22 protein-coding genes are annotated in these 23040 nt (G+C 68.5%); 17 read left to right on the top strand and 5 right to left on the bottom strand.

Annotated features, from left to right (window positions below):
- The first annotated feature begins 11 nt into the window (after positions 1–11).
- A complete protein-coding gene (locus DFS13_RS04630) occupies positions 12–1517 on the top strand; it encodes an amino acid permease (RefSeq protein WP_006491141.1) in 1506 nt (501 codons plus the stop codon).
- 73 nt (positions 1518–1590) lie between these two features.
- On the opposite strand, the gene DFS13_RS04625 is transcribed toward DFS13_RS04630, so the two are convergent.
- Positions 1591–2274, bottom strand: coding sequence for an alpha/beta hydrolase (locus tag DFS13_RS04625; protein WP_111441416.1), 684 nt, complete (start codon positions 2272–2274; stop codon positions 1591–1593).
- Positions 2275–2532: 258 nt separating this feature from the next.
- Between DFS13_RS04625 and DFS13_RS04620 the strand changes: the two genes are divergently transcribed.
- The gene (locus DFS13_RS04620) at positions 2533–2775 is read left to right on the top strand and encodes an antitoxin (protein ID WP_006491146.1); all 243 of its coding nucleotides are present in this window, start codon (positions 2533–2535) and stop codon (positions 2773–2775) included.
- The gene (locus tag DFS13_RS04615) at positions 2772–3179 is read left to right on the top strand and encodes a type II toxin-antitoxin system VapC family toxin (RefSeq protein WP_109342384.1); all 408 of its coding nucleotides are present in this window, start codon (positions 2772–2774) and stop codon (positions 3177–3179) included. Before DFS13_RS04620 ends, DFS13_RS04615 begins: the two co-directional genes overlap by 4 nt.
- Positions 3180–3295: 116 nt before the next feature.
- Here DFS13_RS04615 and DFS13_RS04610 read toward each other — a convergent pair whose 3' ends face one another.
- Complete coding sequence (locus DFS13_RS04610; RefSeq protein ID WP_240465729.1) at positions 3296–3484, bottom strand: hypothetical protein; 189 nt, start codon at positions 3482–3484, stop codon at positions 3296–3298.
- 96 nt (positions 3485–3580) lie between these two features.
- On the opposite strand from DFS13_RS04610, the gene DFS13_RS04605 reads away from it, so the two are divergent.
- The 6 genes from DFS13_RS04605 (at position 3581) to DFS13_RS04580 (ending at position 9266) form a co-directional block, all read left to right on the top strand.
- Complete coding sequence (locus tag DFS13_RS04605; RefSeq protein ID WP_111441414.1) at positions 3581–5956, top strand: MCP four helix bundle domain-containing protein; 2376 nt, start codon at positions 3581–3583, stop codon at positions 5954–5956.
- A 22-nt stretch (positions 5957–5978) separates the two neighbouring features.
- The gene (locus tag DFS13_RS41145; RefSeq protein ID WP_111441422.1) at positions 5979–6707 is read left to right on the top strand and encodes a methyl-accepting chemotaxis protein; all 729 of its coding nucleotides are present in this window, start codon (positions 5979–5981) and stop codon (positions 6705–6707) included.
- Positions 6704–7285, top strand: a complete 582-nt coding sequence (locus DFS13_RS04595; RefSeq protein WP_069353548.1) for a hypothetical protein — start codon at positions 6704–6706, stop codon at positions 7283–7285. The genes DFS13_RS41145 and DFS13_RS04595 overlap by 4 nt, the downstream gene beginning before the upstream one ends.
- A 22-nt stretch (positions 7286–7307) precedes the next feature.
- The gene (locus DFS13_RS04590; protein WP_006486236.1) at positions 7308–8267 is read left to right on the top strand and encodes a chemotaxis protein CheX; all 960 of its coding nucleotides are present in this window, start codon (positions 7308–7310) and stop codon (positions 8265–8267) included.
- 29 nt (positions 8268–8296) lie between these two features.
- Complete coding sequence (locus DFS13_RS04585; protein WP_006486240.1) at positions 8297–8662, top strand: response regulator; 366 nt, start codon at positions 8297–8299, stop codon at positions 8660–8662.
- Between the two features lie 145 nt (positions 8663–8807).
- Entirely contained in the window at positions 8808–9266 is a 459-nt protein-coding gene (locus tag DFS13_RS04580; protein WP_034202500.1) for a DUF3592 domain-containing protein, read from the top strand.
- 30 nt (positions 9267–9296) lie between these two features.
- Here the strand turns inward: DFS13_RS04580 and DFS13_RS04575 are convergent, their stop codons facing one another.
- Positions 9297–10187 (bottom strand): LysR family transcriptional regulator, encoded by an 891-nt coding sequence (locus tag DFS13_RS04575; RefSeq protein WP_006491368.1) that lies wholly within the window; start codon positions 10185–10187, stop codon positions 9297–9299.
- A gap of 137 nt (positions 10188–10324) precedes the next feature.
- Between DFS13_RS04575 and DFS13_RS04570 the strand changes: the two genes are divergently transcribed.
- Together DFS13_RS04570 and DFS13_RS04565 are read left to right on the top strand one after the other, a co-directional pair.
- Entirely contained in the window at positions 10325–11758 is a 1434-nt protein-coding gene (locus tag DFS13_RS04570) for an MFS transporter (RefSeq protein WP_111441413.1), read from the top strand.
- A gap of 184 nt (positions 11759–11942) precedes the next feature.
- Positions 11943–12737: an enoyl-CoA hydratase gene (locus DFS13_RS04565; protein ID WP_059723151.1), complete on the top strand. Its 795-nt coding sequence runs from the start codon at positions 11943–11945 to the stop codon at positions 12735–12737.
- Between the two features lie 186 nt (positions 12738–12923).
- Here DFS13_RS04565 and alr read toward each other — a convergent pair whose 3' ends face one another.
- Positions 12924–14045: an alanine racemase gene (gene alr / locus DFS13_RS04560; protein WP_111441412.1), complete on the bottom strand. Its 1122-nt coding sequence runs from the start codon at positions 14043–14045 to the stop codon at positions 12924–12926.
- Between the two features lie 301 nt (positions 14046–14346).
- Here alr and DFS13_RS04555 point away from each other — a divergent pair, with 301 nt between their 5' ends.
- Positions 14347–14718 carry an MAPEG family protein gene (locus DFS13_RS04555; RefSeq protein WP_006495095.1) on the top strand — a complete coding sequence of 124 codons (372 nt, stop codon included), beginning with the start codon at positions 14347–14349 and terminating at the stop codon, positions 14716–14718.
- A 42-nt stretch (positions 14719–14760) separates the two neighbouring features.
- Here DFS13_RS04555 and DFS13_RS04550 read toward each other — a convergent pair whose 3' ends face one another.
- Complete coding sequence (locus tag DFS13_RS04550; RefSeq protein ID WP_006486231.1) at positions 14761–15708, bottom strand: LysR family transcriptional regulator; 948 nt, start codon at positions 15706–15708, stop codon at positions 14761–14763.
- Between the two features lie 119 nt (positions 15709–15827).
- On the opposite strand from DFS13_RS04550, the gene DFS13_RS04545 reads away from it, so the two are divergent.
- The 5 genes from DFS13_RS04545 to DFS13_RS04525 all read left to right on the top strand — a co-directional run bounded on the left by DFS13_RS04545 (position 15828) and on the right by DFS13_RS04525 (position 23036).
- The gene (locus DFS13_RS04545) at positions 15828–19367 is read left to right on the top strand and encodes an ABC transporter ATP-binding protein (RefSeq protein ID WP_111441411.1); all 3540 of its coding nucleotides are present in this window, start codon (positions 15828–15830) and stop codon (positions 19365–19367) included.
- A 398-nt stretch (positions 19368–19765) separates the two neighbouring features.
- Positions 19766–20518, top strand: coding sequence for a glutamine ABC transporter substrate-binding protein GlnH (gene glnH, locus DFS13_RS04540; RefSeq protein ID WP_006486224.1), 753 nt, complete (start codon positions 19766–19768; stop codon positions 20516–20518).
- A gap of 15 nt (positions 20519–20533) precedes the next feature.
- The gene (glnP, locus tag DFS13_RS04535) at positions 20534–21241 is read left to right on the top strand and encodes a glutamine ABC transporter permease GlnP (protein WP_020979474.1); all 708 of its coding nucleotides are present in this window, start codon (positions 20534–20536) and stop codon (positions 21239–21241) included.
- Positions 21238–21966: a glutamine ABC transporter ATP-binding protein GlnQ gene (gene glnQ, locus DFS13_RS04530; RefSeq protein ID WP_006486238.1), complete on the top strand. Its 729-nt coding sequence runs from the start codon at positions 21238–21240 to the stop codon at positions 21964–21966. The genes glnP and glnQ overlap by 4 nt, the downstream gene beginning before the upstream one ends.
- A 20-nt stretch (positions 21967–21986) precedes the next feature.
- Positions 21987–23036 carry a C45 family peptidase gene (locus DFS13_RS04525; protein ID WP_034202494.1) on the top strand — a complete coding sequence of 350 codons (1050 nt, stop codon included), beginning with the start codon at positions 21987–21989 and terminating at the stop codon, positions 23034–23036.
- Positions 23037–23040 lie beyond the last annotated feature (4 nt).

The raw sequence follows: 23040 nt of genomic DNA, 5'->3' as shown, positions 1-23040 counted from the left end.
GGAGACTCACGATGAAACACACCAGCGAACGCCCGGCCGGCCCGGCCGGCGGCGCGGATGCCGCTCATGCCGATCCCGATGCGATGTTCGCGTCGCACGAAGCCGGCTATGCGAAGCAGTTGAAGCCGCGGCACGTGCAGATGATCGCGATGGGCGGTGCGATCGGCACCGGCCTCTTTCTCGGCGCGGGCGGGCGCCTGCAAAGCGCGGGGCCCGCGCTCGCGCTCGTCTATCTCGTGTGCGGCGTGTTCGCGTTCCTGATCATGCGTGCGCTCGGCGAGCTGGTGATGCACCGGCCGACCAGCGGCAGCTTCGTGTCGTACGCACGGGAGTTCATGGGCGAGCGGGCGTCGTTCGTCGCGGGCTGGATGTACTACCTGAACTGGGCGACGACCGGCATCGTCGACATCACCGCGGTCGCGATCTACATGAAGTACTGGGCCGTCTTCACCGACGTGCCGCAATGGGTGTTCGCGCTCGGCGCGCTCGGGATCGTATCGGTGATGAACATGATCGGCGTGAAGGTGTTCGGCGAGATGGAGTTCTGGTTCTCGCTCGTCAAGGTCGGCACGCTCGCGGTGTTTCTCGCGGTCGGCGCGGTGTTTCTCGCGAGCGGCCATCCGGTGGCGGGGCAGATGCCGGGGCTGCATGTCATCGCGGATCACGGCGGGATCTTCCCGCACGGGATCCTGCCGGCCGTGCTGATCGTGCAGGGTGTCGTGTTCGCATACGCGAGCATCGAGCTCGTCGGCGTCGCCGCGGGCGAGACGGCCGATGCGCGCAAGGTGCTGCCGAAGGCGATCAACAGCGTGATGTGGCGCATCGCGCTGTTCTATGTCGGCTCGGTCGTGCTGCTGACGATGCTGCTGCCGTGGACCGCGTACAGCGCGCACGAAAGCCCGTTCGTCACGTTCTTCAGCAAGCTCGGCGTGCCGTACGTCGGCACGGTGATGAACGTCGTGGTGCTGACGGCCGCGCTGTCGAGCCTGAATTCCGGCCTCTATTCGACGGGCCGCGTGCTGCGCTCGCTCGCGATGGGCGGCTCGGCGCCGCGTTTCGTGTCGCGGATGAACGCGCGGGGCGTGCCGTACGGCGGGATCCTGATCACGGTGGCGATCAACGCGATCGGCGTGCCGCTGAACTACATCGTGCCGGCCCAGGCGTTCGAGATCGTGCTGAACATGGCGTCGCTCGGGATCATCACGACGTGGGGCTTCATCGTGATGTGCCAGATCCTGTTCCGCCGCGCGGTCGATCGCGGCGAGATGAAGGCCGTGTCGTTCCGGATGCCGGGCGCGCCGTTCACGTCGTGGCTCACGCTCGCTTTCCTCGTCGGCGTGCTGGTGCTGATGGCGTTCGACTATCCGGGCGGCACGTGGACCATCGCGACGATTCCCGTCGTCGTGCTCGCGCTGGTGATCGGCTGGAAGCTGGCGAAACGTGGCGCCGAGCGCGAGCGGGCGGCGGCGATGCCGGCATCCGTGCGTGCCGTTGCGGATCCTGCGCGGAACGCGTGACGCGCGCGTGACGTCATGCACCGGGGGCGCCGGTCCGTTCGCGGGCGGGCGCCCCCGGTGCGTCGGGTTCGAGTCAGTTCAACCCGGTGCGCTCGCCGACCCATCGGCCGAAATCGCCGGCCATCTCCGCGGTCAGCTCGTGCCCGGCCGCATACAGCCGCGTGTCGTGCGCGACGCCGAGCGCCGCGAGTGTCGCATCGGCCTTGTCCGCCCACGCGACGGGCAGCTTGTCGTCGAAGCGGCCATGCACGATCAGCGCGTGAAGCGGGCGCAGCGCGTCGCGCGGCGCGATCAGCGGATCGATTTCCGGCAGGATGCGCCCGCACAGCACGGCGAACGCGCTCACGTCGCCTGGCGACGTGAGGCCGACGCTCGCGCTCATGATGCCGCCCTGGCTGAAGCCGGCGATCACGGTCGGCAACGCGGGCGCCGCGCCATCCTGTGCGCGGAAGGCGTGCAGCAGCGTGACCAGTTGCACGCGGCTCTCGTCCGCGCGCGCGGCATCGATTTCAGGGCCGTTCGGGCCGAAACGCACCGGAAACCACGCATGCTGACTGGGCCCGAACGTGAGCGGGCCGCGCAGGAACGCGATTTCGATGCGCGGATCGATCACGTCGGCCACGTTCAGCAGGTTGGTTTCGTTGCCGCCGACGCCGTGCAGCAGCAACAGGCGCGCGGCGGGGCGGCCAGCGGCCGGGCGCAGCCGGTACTGCAGGCCGGAATCGGGATCGGCGGTCAGCGGCAGGGCGTCGGTCATCGCGTGGGTCCGGAAAGAGGTCGATGCGACAGTCTAGAGCGGGCGGATCGGCAGGGGAATCGCCGGGGCGGGATTGATTGTTTCCTGAGCGGAATGAATCGGGGCACCGTTCGTTGCGGGAACGGATCGCGATGTCACGCGGCCAGGCATGGCCGGACGGCCCGGATATACGCCGACGACAGGCCAAGTGGACGACTCGTCATTCTCACGTACAGTTGATAAAATAGATACATTCTGTAGATACGTGAGGATGGAGCGATGGATACTGCAAAGCTCTTCAAGCATGGCGGCTCGCAGGCTGTCCGGCTACCGAAGGATTTCCGCTTCGATACGGCCGAGGTTCGCATCCGCCGCCACGGGGCGGCCGTCATTCTCGAGCCGATGCCGCAAGACTGGGCTTGGCTGGCACCGCTGATCGGTCCGGTGGACGCCGATTTCGAGGCTGCAGCGACCACACAGCCGTCCGCTCAGGAGCGCTCGGGCCTGGACGTGTTCGAATGAAATTCCTGCTGGATACCAACGCGGTGATCGCCATTCTCAAAGGCGAGCCGGCGATACTGGCCCGTTTGCATGCCTGGCACCCGGCCGATTTCGGAATCCCCGCGATCGTCGCGCACGAGCTTTACTACGGCGCGTACAAGAGCCAGCGAGCGGCTGCGAACGTCGCGCGTGTCGACGCGCTGCAGTTCGAGGTCGTATCGTTCGACACCGAGGATGCACAGCATGCGGGTGAAATTCGCGCGCACCTGATCGCGGCCGGCACGCCGATTGGTCCATACGATGCATTGATCGCAGGGCAGGCGCGTGCGCGGCACCTGGTGCTGGTCACGCACAACGTCCGCGAATTCGAGCGCGTTCCGCGGCTGCAATTCGAAGACTGGCTAGCCGAACCGAGGGCAGACTGAACGGTAGGTCATGCAAGATCGACATTAACGAACCTGCCCGACAAACCCCGCGTAGAGCATAAAAAGGTGTCAGAAAAAGACGACCCGCCGATAATACGCAAACGTTTTTCCGGCATTCAATAGAACGGATTTTGCGGAGCATGAATAAAACAATGAATATCCGCTATTCGTGCGATTCGTCGAACGCCGCATCCATACGGGGTATGGCGGCGGTAAGTTAACGGCAAGCCGACCAAAAACTTTAGGCTTTTCCCCGCGCAATTATTCATTTCATTTTTCTCAATGACCGATTGATTTTCGGTCATCGGACAGTCATACACCATCCCCGATAATTCGGCGCTCACATTCTTTCAATAGACCAGAGGGCGATCGAACCCGGATCGCTGCGGGGAGCTGTACTCATGACCATCCGTCATCGCATTACGCTGCTAGTCGTCCTGACGTTCTTCGCGCTGTCCGCGATCGGCGCTTATGCCGTGTACCAGACGCGCAAGAGCGCATCCGAGGTGCGTCAGGTCACCCAGGGAATCGTGCCGAGCGCGCTCGCGTCGGCGGATCTCGTCGCCGATGTGAAGAACATCCAGATCGCGACGATGACGCTCGTCTACGCGCCCGACGCGAACACAGCCGCCCAGGCGCGCGACGAGCTGAAGGCGAAGCAGGCCGCGCTGCGCGCCGCACTCGACGCGCAGGCGAAATCGGCGGTCGGCCGCGCGCAGGAAGGGCTCGTCGCGCAGGCGAAGGACAGCGCCACGAACTATTTCGCGGCGATCGACGACACCGTGAAGATGAAGACGGACGGCAAGGCCGAGATGGCGCAGGCCTACCTGTTCGCGAACGTCGCGCAGTATCGCGATGAGCTCGAAAGCATCGTCGACACGCTGCGCGTCGAGAAGAACCGCCAGAAGGACGACGCGATCGGCGCGCTGAACGGGATGCTCGCGACCACGGCGACCGCGATCGCGGGCGTCGCCGGCACGGTGATCGTGCTGCTGACCGCGCTCGGCTTCGTGCTGTATCGCCAGATCACGCGCCCGTTGATCGGGATGCAGACGGCGATGAGCGAGATCGCGACGAGCCAGGATTTCACGCGCCGCGTGCCGGTGGGCCGGATGGACGAAATCGGCCACTCGATCGTCGCGTTCAACGGGATGATCGAGAAGATCCAGGAGAACGCCGCGCAACTGAAGCAGAAGACGGCCGACATCCAGGCGATGCTGCAGAACATGCAGCAGGGCATCCTGACCGTCGTCGAAGGCGGCGTCGTGCATGCGGAGTATTCGGCGTACCTCGAAACCATCTTCGAGACGAACGACATCGCCGGCCGCGACCTGATGGCGCTCGTGTTCGACGATTCGGCGATCGGCGCCGACGCGCGCTCGCAGGTCGACGCGGCCGTGCACGCATGCCTTGGCGAAGACAGCATGAACTTCGCGTTCAACGAGCACCTGCTCGTCAACGAGGTCGCGAAGCGGATGCCGGACGGCCGCGAGAAGTGGCTCGACCTGAGCTGGTCGGCGATCACCGACGAGACCGACACGGTCGTGCGCCTGATGCTGTGCGTGCGCGACGTGACCGAGATCCGCGAGCTGACCGCGCAGGCCGGCGAGCAACAGCGTCGCCTGGAGATGATCGGCGAGATCCTGTCGATCAGCCAGGACAAGTTCCACGACTTCGTGCACAGCGCGAAGGGCTTCCTCAGCGAGAACGAGCGGATGATCCGCCAGCACGAGCGCGCCGATCACTCGATCGTCGCCGCGCTGTTCCGCAACATGCACACGATCAAGGGCAATGCGCGCACGTACAGCCTGCAGCATCTGACGAACATCGTCCACGAAGCGGAGCAGGCGTACGAATCGCTGCGCCGCGCGGACAGCGGCCCCGAGTGGAACCGCGACGCGCTGATGGAGGATCTGGCGCGCGTACGTGAAGCCGTCGACCACTACGCGACGATCAACGCGGTCACGCTCGGCCGCAGCGGCGAGCCGGCACAGCATGGCGCGGACTACCTGATGGTCGAGCGCGCGCACATCAGCGAGAGCCTGCGCGTGCTCGACGGCGCCGATCCGGCGAACGCGTCCGACTGGCACGCGGCGCGCGAGGCGGTGCGGCGCATGCTGAGCCAGCTCGGCACGCAAGGGATCGGCGACGCGCTCGGCGGCGTGATCGAGTCGCTGCCGTCGCTCGCGGCCGAGCTCGGCAAGCCGGCGCCCGTCGTGCATATCGACAGTCACGGCCAGCGCGTGCGCAGCGAGATCGTCGCGACGCTGAAGAACGTGTTCATGCACCTGCTGCGCAATGCGATCGACCACGGGATCGAATCGTCCGACGAGCGGCGCGCGGCCGGCAAGGCGGCGTCCGGCACGATCGACATCGCGGTCGGCGTGGGCGGCGGCGAGCTGTGGTTCGTGCTCGGCGACGACGGCCGCGGCCTCGCGCTCGACCGGATTCGCGGCATCGCGCGCGAGCGCGGCTGGATCGATGCCGACAGCGAAGCGGCGCTGTCCGACGAGGAGGTCGCCGAGCTGATCTTCCGGCCGGGCTTCTCGACCGCGCAGACGGTGACCGAAGTATCGGGGCGCGGCGTCGGCATGGACGCGGTGCGCAACTTCCTGAAGCGCGACGGCGGCGATATCGCGCTGCGCTTCACCGACGATCGCGTCGGCGCGCCGTATCGCGCGTTCGAGACGATCGTGTCGCTGCCGGCGCGCTTCGCGGCGGACGGTGCCGCGCACGCGCAGCGGGCGCGCATCGCGGATATCGGCGCAGCGGAGTGACGGCGTGATCGAGCAGGCGTGGATGATTCAGGTGGCCGCCGCGCTGGCGGGCGGCGTGGTCGTCGCGGTGGCGGCGGCGGTCGTGTTGCGCGTGACGCGCAGGCGGCTCGTCGCGGCGCTCACGCGCGAGGCCGATGCGTTGCGCGACGCGCTCGATGCAGCCGGCGCACGCGCCGATGAAGCGGCGTCGGCGCATGCGGACGCCGCCGACGCATGGGCGCAACGCGAGGCGCAACTGGCGGAGGCGCTGACGCGCGAGATCGCCGCGAACGGCGCGCAGCGCGACGCGTTGCAGGCGCTGTCGGCCGACCGCGCGGCGCTCGCGCAGCACGCGCTGAAGATCGCCGACGAAGCCGCGCGCCTGCGCGGGCTCGCCGGCACGTTCGAGCGCTGGCACGAGCAGATGATCTCGCTGACCACGCAGAACCAGGACATGCGCACGAAGAACCAGGAACTGTCCGCGATCGTCGCGCACGTATCGATCGTGTCGCTGAACGCGTCGATCGAGGCCGCGCGCGCGGGCACGGCCGGGCGCGGCTTCTCGATCGTCGCGAGCGAGGTGCGCGGGCTGGCCGCGCGCTCGCAGCAACTGTCGAACAGCTATCGCGACAGCCTGAACCGCAACGATCTCGTGACGGCCGCGACGTTCCAGGACATCCAGGCCGGCGGCAAGATGATCACGGCCGCGCTCGCGACCCTCGAGACGCTGGCCGGGCAACTGCACGCGCGAATCGAAGGGGAAGCCGCGTGATCAGTGCGCAGGCGAGGGCCGGTTTCGAACGGATCTTTTTCGATGCCGCGCGCACGCGGCTCGCGGCCGGCGGCGCGTGCGAGATCCGGCCGGCCGCCGGTCACGACCCCGACGCGCCCGATCGCGTGCTCGCGAAATCGCGATCGAAGCCGAAGGTGCCCGAACACGTGGCCGTGCTGACGATCTCGGCGCTGCATTTCCGCCTGCTGCTCGCGCTGCGCTTCAGCGACGACGACGCGACGCGCCGCCATTTCGCCGGCACGACGGCGGGCACGAGCAGCCAGCGGCCGTTGACCGAAGCGTTCATGGAGGTCGCGAACCTGTGTTGCGGCGCGATCAACCAGGCGCTGACCGCGCCGTTTCCCGATCTCGGGATGTCGACGCCTTACCTGCTGAGCGGCGCGAGCATCGACTACATGCGTGCGCTCGCCCCCGATTACGTGGCTGCGTACGACCTGACGCTCGACGGCGACGTGCGGGTCGGCGCGACGCTGTGCGTGTGCGCGAACGCGCCGGTCGATTTCCATGTGCCGGAAACGGCCACGGTGGAAGCCGGCGGCGAGCTCGAACTGTTCTGACCGACCATCAGGAACCCGTGAGATGACCGAAGACCAACCCGTCAGCAAGGTGCTCGTGCTCGACGACAGCCGCGTGCACGCCGACGCGATCAAGCGTTTCTGCGACGAGCACAACCTGGTCGGCCTGACCGTGCGGCGCAGCCGGCTGCTGAAGGTGCTGCGCTCGAACATCGATCTCGGCGCGATCCTGCTGGCCGAGGATTACGGCGGCTCGCCGGTCGAGAGCGCGATCATCGCGACGCAGATCGACGCGCTGCGGCCCGAGCTGCCGATCATCCTGCGCCGCGAATCGCTCGCGTCACGCGACGGGCTGCCCGATGCGCTGGCGCGCGTCGCATGCGCGGCCTACGTCGCCGACGACATGACGCCGCTCGAGCGCGCGATCGACGAATACCTGTTCGGCCGCGACTACCCGAACGCGCTGGTGCGCGGCATCTCGGAGATCACCGAGGCGCGCCTCGACAGCCTGTTCCCGGGCATGACGATCGAGCACGACACGCCGTGCATCGTGCGCGACCAGATCATCTTCGGCGAGGTGTTCAGCCTGATCGCGCTCGAAAGCGCGTGGTGCCGCGGCTACATGCTGCTGCAGACGAGCGAGCAGCCGCTGCTCGACATGCTCGGCGGCACGCGCGACGGCGGCCGCGCGCCGGATTTCCGCGACGTGAACAGCGTGCTCGGCGAACTGACCAACCTCGTGTGGGGCGCGTTCAAGAACCGCTATCTCGGCGACGCCGAGGCGCTGGCGCGCCATCCGGTGCAGGTGCCGCTCGTCGTCAATCACAAGCAGAAGTTCATCTCGTTCGGCGGCGACTGCCCGCAGCTCTGTTTCAAGTACCGGATGACCGATCCGGCATCGGGGCGTTCGGTCCGTCTCGACCAGCGTTTCGTGTTCAGCCTCAGCTGGTCGCCGGAAGATTTCCGCGAATCGGTGCAGGACGTCGGGCCGATGGTCGAATCGGGCGAACTCGAACTGTTTTGAAGTCAGCAACAACGAAAGGGGAATACGACATGGCAAAGATTCTGGTGGTCGACGATTCGGGCACGGTGCGCGACGAAGTGGCCGGCTTCCTGCGCAATCACGGGCTCGACGTCGCGACGGCCGTCGACGGCAAGGACGGGCTCGCGAAGCTCAAGGCGACGCCCGGCGTGCGCCTCGTGATCAGCGACGTGAACATGCCGAACATGGACGGCCTGACGATGGTCGAGAAGATTCGCGGCGAACTGGCGAACACGGCGGTCAACGTCGTGATGCTGACGACCGAAAGCAGCCCGGCGATGAAGGAGCGCGGCAAGGCCGCCGGCGTGAAGGGCTGGATCGTGAAGCCGTTCAAGGGCGATGCGGTGCTCGACGCGCTGAAGAAGCTCGCGGGCTGACGCGCGAGCGGCCCGGCGCGAGCTTGCGTACGCAATTTACAGCGTGCCGGGATGTCCGTATCCTGCCGGATGCCGAGGGCGGCGTGGCGGCGCATCATGCGCCGCATGCCCGGCATTGACGAACATCAGGAGCGGAACGAAGCAGATGGCAACTGAAATCGGGCGACCCGCTGCGCAGCACATCGAGTGGCGGATCGCGAAGGGCATCGTTTTTACCATCGTGGGCACGTGCATGCTGATCGGCACTGCGTTGTACGCGCAGTCGACACGCGAATTCCTGCGAACGTCGGTCGTCGTGCCAGGGCGCGTGGTCAAGCTGAACGCAGGTCCGCATCATCCGGAGATCACGTTCACGACGCTCGCGGGTGAGCAGGTCGACTATGCGCAAGGCGGCGAAGTCAGCGTCGAGGACGGCGCGACGGTCGAAGTGCGCTATGCGCCGGACGCGCCGAGGACGACCGCGCGGATGAACACGTTCGGCGCGATCTGGGGCACCGTGCTGACCATCGGCGCGATGGGTATGGTTTTTTTCGCCGTCGGCGTCGGTCAGGTGTGGTCGGGCGTGCGTGCCTCGCGTAGCCGGAGACACCCCCCGGTGCGCTGACGCGAAAGCCTGAAAAGCCTGAAACCCGCGTTATCGGGCAGCGGTCGTCGCGCTCGCCGCCGTCGCGAATTCGTCGACGACCGCTTCGATCACCGCCTGCACGCGCGCGGTCTTGTAGAGATCGGTGTGGGCGACGAGCCACACGTCGAAATGATTGCATCGCTGCGGCATGAGGCGCACCAGTTCCGGCTCGGTGTCGGCGCGGAAGCATGGCAGCTCCGCGATGCCGAGCCCCGCGAGCGTGGCCTCCACCAGCATCATCGTCGACGACGTCTGGAACATCACGCGGCCGCGCGAAGTCGGTTCGCCGCACAGCGCGTCCCACATCGTCGGCACCACCGGTTGCTGGTACATCACCAGATCGTGCCCGTCGAACGCGCTGCCGGCGACCGGCTCGCCGCGTTCGGCCAGGTAGCGGCGCGACGCGTAGATGCCCGTTTCGAGATGACCGAGCCGCCTGACGATCAGGTCCGGCGATTCCGGCCGCAACGTGCGAATCGCGAGATCCGCCTCGCGGCGCGTGAGGTTGGTGATTTGCGCCGACGTCACGCATACCACGTCGATGCCGGCATGCTTGCGCCGCACGCGGGCGATCGCCGGAACGACGAAGCGCTTGCCGAGCGTGTCGGTCGTGGCGATGCGCACCGACCCGGCCAGTTGCTCGTCGAGCCCCATTACCCGGCGCTCGATCGTCAGCGACGCCCGCTCCATCGTTTCGGCCGGTTCGAGCAGCGCTTCGCCCGCGGTCGTCAGCACATAGAGGGTCGGCGTGCGCAGAAACAGCCGGGCCGACAGTTCGTCCTCGAGCGCGGCGATCCGGCGCCCGACCGTCGCCTGGTCGACGTTCAGCTGCGCCGCGGCGCCGCGCAGCGTGCCGGTGCGCGCCAGGGCGAGGAAGAAGCGGGCGTTGTCCCAGTTCATGCGGATCGATTGTGTCATCGGGCTGGTGGCGACGGGCGGGAATCGGTGATGCAGATCTGCATCAGGCAAATGCGAAATTATCACTTTTCCGCATCGCGCGGCCGGTCCTAGACTCCCGGCATCTGCCTGGAGGTGCCATGTCCGACTGCCATTCCGTTTCCGTCCCCGCACCCGTCTCGGTGGCGACACCGAACCACCCGACCGCGCGCGAGCAGCGCCTGACGCTGGCGCTCGTCGCGGTCGGCATGTTCATGGCGGTGCTCGATTCGACGATCGTCAATGTGGCGCTGCCGGCGATGCGCACGAGCCTCGGCGCGACGGTCGCGGAACTCGCGTGGATCGTCGACGCGTACACGCTCAGCTTCGCCGCGCTGATCCTCGCGGGCGGCGCGCTGTCCGACCGGTTCGGCGCGAAGCACGTGTATCTGGCCGGGCTGGCGCTGTTCGTCGCCGCGTCGGCGGCGTGCGGGGGCGCGTCGTCGGTGGCGGTCCTCGTGGTCGCGCGTTTCGGGCAGGGCATGGGCGCCGCGCTCTTCCTGCCCGCGTCGCTCGCGATCGTGCGCAGCACCTTCGACGTGCCGGCCGAGCGCGCGCGGGCGATCGCGGTGTGGGCCGGCATCGCGTCGGTCGCGGTCGCCGTGGGGCCGGTACTCGGCGGAATCCTGGTCGACGATTTCGGTTGGCGCAGCGCGTTCCTGATCAACGTGCCCACCGGCGCGGTCGCCTTTGCCGGCGCGGCGGCGCTCGTTCGGGCGTCGGCCGCGCGGGACGTGCGCCCGTTCGACTGGGCCGGCCAGTGCGTCGGCGCGACGGCGCTCGGTGCGCTGTGTTTCGCGGTGATCGAACTGCCGACGCGCGGCGTCGGCGCCACGGAGGTCCGGGGCGCGCTGCTGGTCGCCGCGCTCGCCGCCGCGGTGCTGGTCGTCATCGAGCGGCGTGCCCGCCATCCGATGGTGCCGCTCGCGTGGTTTCGCAATCGCGTCTTCGTCGCGATGAACCTGATGGGCAGCCTCGTCTATGTCGGCTACTTCGGGCTGCTGTTCGTGCTGAGCCTGTACCTGCACGGGCGCTTCGGCATGAGTGCGCGGCAGACGGGGCTGACGCTGTTGCCGTTCGCGCTGAGCCTGTCGCTCGGCAATCTGCTGTCGGGAAAACTGCACGGCCGGGTGCGTCCGGTCAGGCTGATGGCAAACGGCCTCGCGATGGCGGCGCTGGCCGTTCCGGCGATCGCGCTTGCGCTCGCGCTGCGTGCGCCGTGGCCGGTGGTCTGGACGGCCATGGTCGCATTCGGCACCGGAACCGCGCTGTCGGTGGCGCCGATGATCGCGACCGTGCTCGAACAGGTGCCTGCCGACGCGGCGGGCGTGGCATCCGGGTTCCTCAACGCGGCGCGGCAGGCCGGCAGCCTGCTCGGCGTGGCCGTCGCAGGCGCCGCGACGATCCTGTTGCCGGATCCGACCGATGCGCTGTGGGCGGTCGCGGCGCTCGGATGCGTCGCCTATGCGATGGCCGCGCTGGCGGCGAGGACGGCAGGCCGCGTGGAAGCCGCGCAGCCGCAGCCGCGCCGTTGACGCACGAGCGGCAAGGGTGTGGCGTAGTGGCCGGCAGGCCGCCGCGCACGCGCATGCGGCGACGCGGCTGGACGCGGTGCGCAATGTGGAGGACCATTTCCGGGATATGCCGCGAGCGAGCGGGCGCGATGACCACTCGCCCGCCTCGCCGCGCAACCTGTCGACCCCCGTCCAGCGGAGCCCCATGGAACCCGATCAACAGACCGCCGAGCCGATCCTGCTGCGCGACGCGCACGACGGCGTCGTCACGCTGCGGCTGAATCGCCCGCAGCAGTTCAACGCGTTGTCCGAAGCGATGCTGTCGGCCCTGCACGATGCGTTCGATACGCTGGCGGCCGATCCGCACGTGCGCTGCGTCGTGCTGGCCGCCGAAGGCAAGGCGTTCTGCGCCGGCCACGACTTGCGGCAGATGCGCGGCAAGCCCGAACTCGACTACTACCGCACGCTGTTCGCGCAGTGCAGCCGCGTGATGCTCGCGATGCGCGCGTTGCCGGTGCCGGTGATCGCACGCGTGCACGGCATCGCGACGGCGGCCGGCTGCCAGCTCGTCGCCGCGTGCGACCTCGCGGTCGCGGCCGATACCGCGCGCTTCGCGGTGTCGGGCATCAACGTCGGGCTGTTCTGCTCGACGCCGGCCGTCGCGCTGAGCCGCAACGTCGCGGCCAAGCGCGCGTTCGACATGCTGATGACCGGGCGCTTCGTCGATGCGGCGACGGCCGCCGCGTGGGGGCTCGTCAACGAAGCCGTGCCCGAGGATGCCCTCGATGCAGCCGTCGCGCGCAAGGTCGCGGAGATCGTCGCGAAGAGCCCGGCCGCGGTGCGTTATGGCAAGCAGATGTTCTATCGTCAGCGCGAGTTGCCGCTCGACGAAGCGTATGCGTATGCGGGCGACGTGATGGCGCGCAACATGATGGAAGAGGATGCGGGCGAGGGGATCGACGCGTTCCTCGAGAAGCGGAAGCCGACGTGGCGTTCGTGATGCGTTGACGGAGGCGAGCACGCAGCGTGTCGTTGCACGGCGCGCAACGCCGTACCGCGTCGTCGCCGGCGCGCGTTGGGGCGCTGCAAAGCGAACGGGCCGCCCGAGGCGGCCCGCAAGCAGATAGACAGCATGGCATGCGCGGCGACGCGGTCACGTACCGCCGCCGCGACGCAGCGCCGCCGGTCAGCGTCCGTAGCTCCCCGTCCGCAGCGGCGCTTGCACGGTCGACGCGCCGGGCGGCACGATCACGACCGGCACGCGGCGCGCGAGCGCGCACATCAGCTCGTAGCCGATCGTGCCGCTGGCTTCCGCGACGTCGTCCACCTTCACCTGGTCGCCCCACAGCTCGACGCTCGAGCCGATGCCCGCGTTCGGGCAAGGCGTCAGGTCGACGGTCAGCATGTCCATCGACACGCGGCCGACGACGCGCGTCATCACGCCGTCCACCGCGATCGGCGTGCCGGTCGGCGCGTGGCGCGGATAGCCGTCCGCGTAGCCGCACGCGACGACGCCGATCCGCATCGGCCGGTCGGCCGTGAAGCGGCGGCCGTAGCCGACGGTCTCTTCCGGCGCGAGCGTCTGCACGCCGATGATCTTGCTGGTCAGCGTCATCGCGGCCACCAGCGGCGTGTCGGCGATATGCCGCGCAGCACCCGTCGGCGACGCGCCGTACAGGATCGTGCCGGGCCGCACCCAGTCGCGATGCGCGCGCGGATGCCACAGCACGGCCGCCGAATTCGACACCGAGCGCTCGCCCGGAATCCCGGCCGTGGTCGCGTCGAACTGCTCCAACTGCCAGTCGACTTCGCCTTCGTCGGCGTTCGCGAAATGCATCATCAACGTGATCTTGCCGATCGACGGCGCACTCGCCGCGCGTTCCCACGCGGCGCGGAACGCGGCCGGCCGATAGCCGAGCCGGTTCATGCCGGAATTCATCTTGAGCTGGATGTCGATCGGCTGCTTCGGCTTCGCGGCGATCAGCAGGTCGAGCTGCTCGTCGCAGTGCACGGCGACCGTCAGCCGGTAGCGATCGGCGAGTTCGACGTCGGCCGGTTCGAAGACGCCTTCGAGCAGCAGCACGGGCTTGTCCCAGCCGAGCTCGCGTACGCGCACGGCTTCGTCGAGATCGAGCAGCGCGATGCCGTCGGCGGCCGCGAGGCCCGGATAGATCCGTTCGATGCCGTGGCCGTACGCATTGGCCTTGATCACGGCCCACACGCGCGATGGCGCGACGGTGCGGCGGATGAAGTCGAGGTTGTGGCGGACGGCGCCGGGGCGGATATGGGCGACGATGGGACGGGGCATGGCAAGGGCTCGGGTCGGATGTCGTTCGGTGCGCGGTTGGCGCGGCGTGAAACGGTGGGCTGGCGCGATCGCGCCAAGCCAGTGTTGAACGCTATCTTATTGGTGTTCGACCAGTTTTAATTAACGTATTTGTCGACGATTTGGTGGAAATTTTGGCGCCGCAGCGGGCCGCACGCCGTCTCCCGCGGCTTGCCCGGCCGAGTCTCCCGTCTAGAAAACCGGTGCGCGAACGGCATGCCGCAATGCTAAGCTCTCGGCGATCTTGTCATTGATCAATGTAATCATAACGGAGGAGACTTTGATGACGACGTCCCAGCTGTGCCTGTTCATCGTGGCGCTGTTGCCGTTCCCGATGACGTTTCTCGCCAAGGCCCGCAAGGGTTACGACAACCGCGCGCCGCGCGAGTACCTGGCGAAGCTCGAAGGCTGGCGTGCCCGCGCCCAGGCCACGCATCAGAATTCGTGGGAAGCGCTCGCGCTGTTCACGGCCGCGCTGGTGGTGGCGTGGCACAACGGCGCGAACGTGCATCGCGTCGACCAGCTCGCGATGGCGTTCGTCGCGATCCGCGTCGTCTATGCGCTGATGTACCTGCTGAACTGGGCGTCGCTGCGCTCGCTCGTGTGGTTCGGCGGGATGGCGTGCGTCGTCGCGCTGTTCTTCGCGACGCCGTAAGCGGTTCGCCGGCAACGCGGGCCGGCTTCGCGAGCCGGCGCGTCAGGCGCCGCCCGCGCCCCGTGCGTGACTGTCGTTGGATGCGGGCGCAACCTTCTTCGAGACGAACGGCGGCGCGTCCGCTTCGTTGCGCAGGAACGCGATCAACGGATCGAGCAGCCGGTGTCGCGTCGACGGATGGCGGCGCAGCACGAAGCGCCACGACGCATCGCGCGAGAGGCCCGGCACCAGCGGCACCAGGCGCCCGCTGCGCAGTTCGGGCTCGATCAGCGGTACGCGCCCGAGCGCGATGCCCGCGCCGCCCACGGCCGCGCCGATCACCTGGCTGAAACTGCTGTAACGGACGATCTTCGTCTCGAAGTCGTCTGGCAAGCCGAAGTGCACCGCCCAGTTGCGCCAGTCGATTTCGGGGCTGTCCTCGTGCATTTCCTGCAGCAGCCGCGAGCGGCACACGTACCCCGAGGCGTACGGAAACAGTTCGGGACTGCAGACCGGAAACACGGTTTCCCGCATCAGCACGTCGTCGTCGGCCCGCAGCCGGTGCGCCGGTACGTGCACGATCGCCAGGTCGACGCCGCTGCGCGCGAAATCCGGCTCGTCGTCGAGCACGACCGCATGCAGCGGGGTGTCGGGATGAAGCGACGAGAATTCCGCGAGACGGCGCGCGAGCCACATCGACGAAAACGGCGCGTTGGCGGACACGGTGAGCCGTTGCGCGGTGCCGCGAATCTCGGCGCATGCGTCGGTCAGACGCGACAGCGCATCGCTGACGGCCGGCAGCAGGCGCGTGCCGGCCGGCGTGAGGCTGATGCCGCCGAGCCCCGTGCTGCGTTCGAGCAGCCTGGCGCCCAGCGATTCCTCGAGCGAACGGATCTGGTGGCTGACCGCGCTGGTCGACACGTTCAGCTCGGCCGCCGCGCGCGCGAACCCGCCGAGGCGGACGGCCGCCTCGAAAGCACGCAGTGCGCTGAGGGGAGGAAGGTGCGACATGCGGGGTATTGTAGTTGACTCAACACCCGTTGAAAAATCATCTTTTGCCGCGCGCGGGCCGCGCGGGTAGCCTCGATCCGGTCCAGAAAAACGCAACGAAACACCGACCGGAGGGCTGCATGTATTTCGACCGACGACTATGGGCAATGATGACGGGACTGCGCTGGCGGGTGGCGGCGGCCGTCGCGCTCGGGCTGCTCGCGATGGGTGTCGGCATCCTCCGCTTCGTGTTTCTCGGCCGCGTGCTGGCGCTGGTTTTCTCCGGCGCGCCGGCGCGCGGCATCGGCGAAGCCGTCGTGGCAACGGCGGCCTGCGTGCTGCTGCGTGCATGGCTCGATCATCGCCGCACGGTGCTTGCGCAGCACACGGCCGGCCGCGTGCAGGCCACGCTGCGCGCGCGGCTGTTCGACCGGATCGCCGCGCTCGGCCCCGCATGGTTCAGCGGCGAACGCACGGGTGGCGTGATGCTGGCCGTCGTCGACGGCGTCGAGCAGTTGCAGACCTTCTTCGGCGTCTACCTGCCGCAGCTCGTGATCGCCGCATGCGCGCCGATCATGATCTTCGCGGTGCTCGCGTGGTGGGACGTGCCGACGGCCGCGATCCTGCTGGTCGCGGCACTCGTCACGCTCGCGCTGCCGCAGCTCGTGCATCGCGCGGACCAGCGCGCGGCGCTCGCCCGTTCGGCCGCGTTCAAGGCGTTCGGCGAGGAGTTTCTCGACGCGGTGCAGGGCCTGCCGACGCTGAAGGCGTTCGGGCAGAGCAGCGCGTTCGGCGCGAAGCTGGCCGCGAAGGCGCGCGCGCTGTCGGACAGCACGTTCTGGGTGCTCGCGCTCGGCTTGCTGACGCGGTTCTTCACGGATCTCGGCACCGGCCTCGGCGCGGCCGCGGCGATCGCGGTGGGGGCGTGGCGCGTGCAGCACGGCGACATGAGCCTCGAGGCGCTGCTGATCGTGCTGATGGCCGGCAGCGAGATCTTCCGGCCGCTGCGCGACCTGCGCGCGGTGCTGCATCAGGGGATGATCGGCCAGTCGGCGGCGCATGCGATCCATGCGCTGCTCGACGCGGGCAGTCAGGCGCCGGCCGCCGACGCACCGCGCGTGGCGGGCCTGCGGCCGGAGATCGCGTTCGACGACGTGCGCTTCGCGTATCCGGGGCGCCGCGCGGATGCCCATGCGGCGCTGAGTTTCTCGGTACGCGAAGGCGAGACGGTCGCGATCGTCGGGCCGAGCGGGGCCGGCAAGTCGACCATCGTGCGCCTGCTGCTGCGCCAGCACGACGCGCAGGGCGGCGCGGTCCGGATCGGCGGCCACGACGTGCGGACCCTCGCTGCCGACCAGGTGCGCGACATGATCGCGGTCGTCGCGCAGGATGCGACGCTGTTCGACGGCAGCGTTGCCGACAACCTGCGGCTCGGCCGCCCGGATGCGAGCGATGCCGACATGATCGCGGCCGCGCGCGCCGCCAACGCGCACGATTTCATCTCGGCGCTGCCCGACGGCTACGCGACGCGCATCGGCGAACGCGGGCTCGTGCTGTCGGGTGGCCAGCGCCAGCGCATCGCGATCGCCCGCGCGCTGCTGCGCGATGCGCCGATCCTGCTGCTCGACGAGGCGCTGTCGTCGGTCGATGCGGAAAACGAAGCGCTGATCCAGCAGGCGCTCGACCGGCTCACGCGCGGACGGACGACGCTCGTGCTCGCGCACCGGCTGTCCAGCGTGATCGGCGCCGATCGCATCCTGGTGCTCGACCAGGGGCAGGTCGTCGACGAAGGAACGCATGCGGCGCTGATCGCACGCGACGGCCCGTATCGCCGGCTGATGGGGCCGCAACTGGAAGCGGTCGCCGAATCCGTCGGCACGACGGCGGCGGCCGGCGCGACCGTGTGTGCGTCGTCGGGCCCGCAGGTGCGGCCGCTGAACGACGACGCGGCGACGATCGGCTGGCCGGAAACGGTGCGGACGCTGCTGCGCTTCGTGCGTCCATGGAAAGGCAAGGTGGTGCTGACCGTGCTGTTCGGGATCGGCCGCGTGCTCGCGTTCATCGGTGTCGGCGTGCTCGGCGCGCGGGTGGTCGGCGCGGTGCCGACCGGGCAGGTCGGCACGGGGCTGGTGGCCGCGCTGCTCGTGATCGCGCCGGTCGCGGCCGTGCTGCACTGGCTCGAATCGTGGCTCGCGCACGACATGGCGTACCGGCTGCTCGCGGAAATGCGCATCGCGCTGTTCGCGACGCTCGAACGGCTCGCGCCGGCCGGGCTGCTGCGCCGCCGTTCCGGCGATCTCGTGTCGCTCGCGACGCAGGACGTCGAGACCGTCGAATACTTTTACGCACACACGCTGGCGCCGGCATTCGTCGCGGTGCTCGTGCCGGCCGGCGTGCTGGTGTTGCTCGCGTCGGTCGCGTGGCCGCTCGCGCTCGTGCTGCTGCCGTTCCTGCTGTGGGCCGGGCTCGCGCCCGTGCTGGCCCGGCGCGACGTCGACCGGCTCGGCACCGGCGCGCGCGAAGCGCTCGGCCAGCTTGGCGCGCACCTGACCGAAACGATCCAGGGGCTCGCGGAACTGACCGCGTTCCAGGCGATCGGGCGCCGGCGCGCGGCGTTCGTGGCCGAGGTCGATGCGTACCGCCGGCAGCGCGCGAAGCTGCTCGACGATCTGTCGACGCAAAGCGCCGCGCTGGAAGTCGCGAGCGGGCTCGGCGGGCTGGCGGTCGCGGCGCTCGGCGCATGGTTGTGCGCCCGCGGCGGGTTCCCGCGCGAGTCGTTGCCGCTGCTGGTGCTGGTCGCGGTGGCCGCGTTCATGCCGGTCGCCGAAATCGGCCAGGTCGCGCGCCAGCTGGCCGACACGATCGCGTCGACGCGCCGCCTGCGCGCGCTGGAGAAGGAGCCCGTGACGGTGACCGACGGCGCGCACGCGATGCCAGGCGATCCGGCGGTGCGGTTCGAGGCCGTGTCGTTCACGTATCCGGGGCGCGGCGTGCCCGCGATCGACCGCGTGAGCTTCGAGGTGCCGCCCGGCAGCACGGTCGCGCTGGTCGGCGCGTCGGGCGCCGGCAAGTCGACGGTCGCGAGCCTGCTGCTGCGTTTCTGGGACCCGCAGCAGGGCCGCGTGACGCTCGGCGGCGTCGACCTGCGCGACCTGCGGCTCGACGACCTGCGGCAGCACATCGCGCTCGTCGCGCAGGATACCTATCTGTTCAACGACACGCTCGAAGCGAACATCCGGCTCGCCGCGAACGATGCGTCCGACGCGGACGTGCGGCGCGCGATCGACCACGCGGCGCTCGGCGACTTCGTCGCGCGGCTGCCGGACGGGCTCGCGACGCGCGTCGGCGAGCGCGGCGTGCAATTGTCGGGCGGCCAGCGCCAGCGTGTGGCGATCGCGCGCGCGTTCCTGAAGGATGCGCCGGTGCTGATCCTCGACGAGGCGACGTCGCACCTGGACACGATCAGCGAGCAGCAGATCCGCGCGGCGCTGGAGGACCTGATGACGCAGCGCACGTCGATCATCATCGCGCACCGCCTGTCGACCGTGCGCAATGCCGACCTGATCCTCGTGATGGAGCAGGGCGCCGTGATCGAGGCTGGGCGCCACGCGGAACTGATCGCGCGGCAGGGCGCGTATGCGCGGCTCGTGTCGCATCAGGCGAGCGGGGTCGCGGCGTGAGCGGCGCGGCATCGGCGCGTTGCCCGTTGGCCCTTGCCCGGGCGTTTCGCCACCGGCATTGAGCCGAGCCGGCGGTTGCCGGCTCGGCGCGCACGGCCAGCGCGGCACGGCGCACCCCATCTTCTCTCCCCGTGCCGCCGCCCCTCGGCGCGGCGCGATCCGGCGGGGCGTTCTGCACCGCCGTCCCCCCGTTTTCCTCCGATCTATCCGCGCCGCGCGGCCCGGGTTTGTCTCGATGCATTTACCTGTTGCGGACTTTTTTGTTGTCGTAGTATCGCCATTGACAACACTTGTTGCACTAAGGTCTAATTCGACATCGCATGTTGCGGTGCGGCTTGATGTCGTCGTTCCGCCGGCCTGTTGGCCGGCTACATCGCTCAATCATGCGGAGAGAAACCATGAGTCGCCGTTCCTTCCTGAAAGCCGTCGCGGTCGTCGCCGCGCTCGGCGCCAGCCTCGCGCACGCGGATACCAAGACGCTCGTCGTCGGGACCGATACGTCGTTCATGCCGTTCGAGTTCAAGCAGGGCGACAAGTACGTCGGCTTCGATCTCGACCTGTGGGCGGAGATCGCGAAGGACCAGGGCTGGAAATACACGATCCAGCCGATGGATTTCGCGGGTCTGATTCCGGCGCTGCAGACGCAGAACATCGACGTCGCGCTGTCCGGGATGACCATCAAGGAAGAGCGCAAGAAGGCGATCGACTTTTCCGCGCCGTATTACGACAGCGGGCTCGCCGCGATGGTGCAGGCCGGCAATACGTCGATCAAGTCGATCGACGACCTGAACGGCAAGGTGATCGCCGCGAAGACGGGCACCGCGACGATCGACTGGATCAAGGCGCACCTGAAGCCGAAGGAGGTCCGCCAGTTCCCGAACATCGACCAGGCGTATCTCGCGCTGGAGGCCGGCCGCGTCGACGCGGCGATGCACGATACGCCGAACGTGCTGTTCTTCGTGAACAACGAAGGCAAGGGCAAGGTGCAGGTCGCCGGCCAGCCGGTCAGCGGCGACAAGTACGGGATCGGCTTCCCGAAGGGCAGCCCGCTCGTGCCGAAGGTCAATGCGTCGCTCGTGAAGATCAAGGCCGACGGCCGCTACGCGCAGATCTACAAGAAGTGGTTCGGCGCCGAGCCGCCGAAGATGTGAGCGTGACCACGCAGCATGGCGCGGCCGAACGGCCGCGCCGGTCTTGAATCGAACGGGGAGCGACAAGTGAATTTCGATTGGTCGGCGATCTGGGCGGCGCTGCCGGACCTGATGGACGGGGTCCGGTTGACGGTGTTCATCGCATTTTTCGGGCTGGTGGGCGGCTTCGTCGTCGGAATGATCGCGGGGATGTTCCGCGCATACGGACCGAAGGCGATGAACGTGCTCGCACAGGTCTATATTGAATTGATCCGCGGCACGCCGATCGTCGTGCAGGTGATGTTCCTGTACTTCGCGTTGCCGTTGCTTGCGCATATCCGCATCGACGGCCTGACGGCCGCGATCATCGCGATCACGGTGAATTCCGGCGCGTATCTCGCGGAAGTGGTGCGCGGCGCGCTGCTGTCGATCCCGAAGGGGCTGACGGAAGCAGGGCTCGCGATGGGCCTGTCGATGCCGCGCGTGCTCCTCAAGGTGGTCGGGCCGCTCGCGTTCCGGCGGCTGATTCCGCCGCTCGGCAACCAGTGCATCGTGAGCCTGAAGGACACGTCGCTGTTCATCGTGATCGGCGTCGGCGAACTGACGCGCAAGGGGCAGGAAATCATCGCGGGCAATTTCCAGGCGGTCGAGATCTGGACGGCGGTGGCCGTCATCTATCTGCTGCTGACCGGCGCGATGACGCTGACGCTGCGGCTCGTCGAAAAGCGGATGAAAATCTTATGAGCATGATCGAATTCCAGAACGTGTCGAAGAGCTTCGGCCACGTGCCGGTGCTGAAGAACATCGACCTGAAGATCGACGCGGGCGAGGTGGTCGTCGTGGTCGGTCCGTCGGGCTCGGGCAAATCGACGATGTTGCGCTGTATCAACGCGCTGGAGAAAATCACCGGCGGCGAGCTGCTGGTCGACGGCCAGAGCGTGCGCGGCAACGCGACGACGATCCGCAACATCCGGCTCGAAGCGGGCATGGTGTTCCAGCAGTTCAACCTGTTCCCGCAAATGACCGCGCTCGAGAACGTGATGTTCGGGCCAATCCAGGTGCGCGGCGCGTCGCGCGCCGACGCGCGCGACCAGGCGATGGCGTTGCTCGACAAGGTCGGCCTCGAATCGCGCGCGAATCATTACCCGTCGGAGCTGTCGGGCGGCCAGCAGCAGCGTGTCGCGATCGCGCGGGCGCTCGCGATCCGGCCGCGGTTGATGCTGTTCGACGAGCCGACCTCGGCGCTCGATCCGGAGCTGCGCCACGAAGTGCTGAAAGTGATGCAGGATCTCGCGACCGAAGGGATGACGATGATCGTCGTCACGCACGAGATCGGCTTCGCGAAGCGGGTCGGCACGCGGCTGCTGTTCATGGATCAGGGCGGCATCGCCGAGGACGGCCATCCGGTCGACCTGATCGACCGGCCGCCGACGCCGCGCCTGAAGGAATTCCTGAAACACGTGTCCTGAACGAAACCGAAACTTCCGACATGCCGCTTTCCCTTTCTCCCGTCATCGCCGGCACGCCGTTCGACATCGGCGTGCGCCTGGGCGAGCTTGCCCGCCCGGTATTCGACGCGTACATGCAGCAGAGCAGCGCATGGCAGGCCGTGCGCCGCTGGCGCGGCCATCCGTTCGTCGACGCGTTGCGGCGGGCCGCGCTCGCCGCGTACCCCGACCTCGTCGCGGAGCTGGACGGGATCGCGGCAGGCATCGGCTGGCCGGCCGAGGACATCTTCCTGTGGAACTGCCGCGGCGAACTGATCCACAACGCGCCGGACGGCTGCACGACGCTTGCCGCGCGCGATGCGGACGGCACGCGCTGGATCGCGCACAACGAGGACGGCGATCCGTACCTGCGCGAACGGTGCCTGCTCGTCGACGTGCAGCCGGCCGGCAAGCCGGGCTTCGTCAGTTTCTACTACCCCGGCTCGCTGCCGGGCCATACGTTCGCCGCGAACCGCGCGGGCATCGCGCAGGCGATCAACAACCTGCGGATCCGCACGCCGGCGCCGGGCGTACCGCGCATGATCCTCGCGCGTGCGGTGCTCGACGCGACGTCGCTCGATGCGGCCGTCGACGTGCTGCGCCGGCACGCGCGCGCGAGCGGCTTTCATCACACGCTCGGGGCGACCGGCGATGCGCGCTTGCTGAGCATCGAGGCGAGCGTCGCGCGCTGTTCGGTCATCGACGTCGCGCGGCTCGCCGGCCATGCGAACCATCTCGTGCATCCCGGCTGCGACGCGCAAGCGCAGATCGTCACGCAGTCGTCGGCGGACCGCCAGCGTCGCGTCGACGCGTTGACGCCCGGCATCGACACGATCGACGAAGCCGCGCTGCTGCGCGTGCTCGGCGATCGCGCGCCGGAAGGATTGCCGATCTACCGCGACGATCCGGCCGATCCGGACGACGAGAACACGCTGGCGACGGCGGTGTTCGCGATCGGCGCGGCATCGATCGATTTCACCGTTCACCAACACGGCACGCAGCGCTTCGCGACGCGCATCGTGCCGTCCGGACGCGCTCACCGCGCATCCTGATCCA

The sequence above is a fragment of the Burkholderia sp. 28_3 genome, from assembly GCF_003253915.1.
Classification (GTDB): domain Bacteria; phylum Pseudomonadota; class Gammaproteobacteria; order Burkholderiales; family Burkholderiaceae; genus Burkholderia; species Burkholderia cenocepacia.
Note: the sequence above shows the minus strand (reverse complement) of the source record. Positions and strands in the feature narration are given on the sequence as shown.

Excerpts from the sequence above, each read along its gene's own strand:
- DFS13_RS04630 (WP_006491141.1), top strand. The coding sequence starts at position 12 with ATGAAACACACCAGCGAACGCCCGGCCGGCCCGGCCGGCGGCGCGGAT.
- DFS13_RS04625 (WP_111441416.1), bottom strand. The coding sequence starts at position 2,274 with ATGACCGACGCCCTGCCGCTGACCGCCGATCCCGATTCCGGCCTGCAG.
- DFS13_RS04620 (WP_006491146.1), top strand. The coding sequence starts at position 2,533 with ATGGATACTGCAAAGCTCTTCAAGCATGGCGGCTCGCAGGCTGTCCGG.
- DFS13_RS04615 (WP_109342384.1), top strand. The coding sequence starts at position 2,772 with ATGAAATTCCTGCTGGATACCAACGCGGTGATCGCCATTCTCAAAGGC.
- DFS13_RS04610 (WP_240465729.1), bottom strand. The coding sequence starts at position 3,484 with ATGACCGAAAATCAATCGGTCATTGAGAAAAATGAAATGAATAATTGC.
- DFS13_RS04605 (WP_111441414.1), top strand. The coding sequence starts at position 3,581 with ATGACCATCCGTCATCGCATTACGCTGCTAGTCGTCCTGACGTTCTTC.
- DFS13_RS41145 (WP_111441422.1), top strand. The coding sequence starts at position 5,979 with ATGATTCAGGTGGCCGCCGCGCTGGCGGGCGGCGTGGTCGTCGCGGTG.
- DFS13_RS04590 (WP_006486236.1), top strand. The coding sequence starts at position 7,308 with ATGACCGAAGACCAACCCGTCAGCAAGGTGCTCGTGCTCGACGACAGC.
- DFS13_RS04585 (WP_006486240.1), top strand. The coding sequence starts at position 8,297 with ATGGCAAAGATTCTGGTGGTCGACGATTCGGGCACGGTGCGCGACGAA.
- DFS13_RS04580 (WP_034202500.1), top strand. The coding sequence starts at position 8,808 with ATGGCAACTGAAATCGGGCGACCCGCTGCGCAGCACATCGAGTGGCGG.
- DFS13_RS04575 (WP_006491368.1), bottom strand. The coding sequence starts at position 10,187 with ATGAACTGGGACAACGCCCGCTTCTTCCTCGCCCTGGCGCGCACCGGC.
- DFS13_RS04570 (WP_111441413.1), top strand. The coding sequence starts at position 10,325 with ATGTCCGACTGCCATTCCGTTTCCGTCCCCGCACCCGTCTCGGTGGCG.
- DFS13_RS04565 (WP_059723151.1), top strand. The coding sequence starts at position 11,943 with ATGGAACCCGATCAACAGACCGCCGAGCCGATCCTGCTGCGCGACGCG.
- alr (WP_111441412.1), bottom strand. The coding sequence starts at position 14,045 with ATGCCCCGTCCCATCGTCGCCCATATCCGCCCCGGCGCCGTCCGCCAC.
- DFS13_RS04555 (WP_006495095.1), top strand. The coding sequence starts at position 14,347 with ATGACGACGTCCCAGCTGTGCCTGTTCATCGTGGCGCTGTTGCCGTTC.
- DFS13_RS04550 (WP_006486231.1), bottom strand. The coding sequence starts at position 15,708 with ATGTCGCACCTTCCTCCCCTCAGCGCACTGCGTGCTTTCGAGGCGGCC.
- DFS13_RS04545 (WP_111441411.1), top strand. The coding sequence starts at position 15,828 with ATGTATTTCGACCGACGACTATGGGCAATGATGACGGGACTGCGCTGG.
- glnH (WP_006486224.1), top strand. The coding sequence starts at position 19,766 with ATGAGTCGCCGTTCCTTCCTGAAAGCCGTCGCGGTCGTCGCCGCGCTC.
- glnP (WP_020979474.1), top strand. The coding sequence starts at position 20,534 with ATGGCGCGGCCGAACGGCCGCGCCGGTCTTGAATCGAACGGGGAGCGA.
- glnQ (WP_006486238.1), top strand. The coding sequence starts at position 21,238 with ATGAGCATGATCGAATTCCAGAACGTGTCGAAGAGCTTCGGCCACGTG.
- DFS13_RS04525 (WP_034202494.1), top strand. The coding sequence starts at position 21,987 with ATGCCGCTTTCCCTTTCTCCCGTCATCGCCGGCACGCCGTTCGACATC.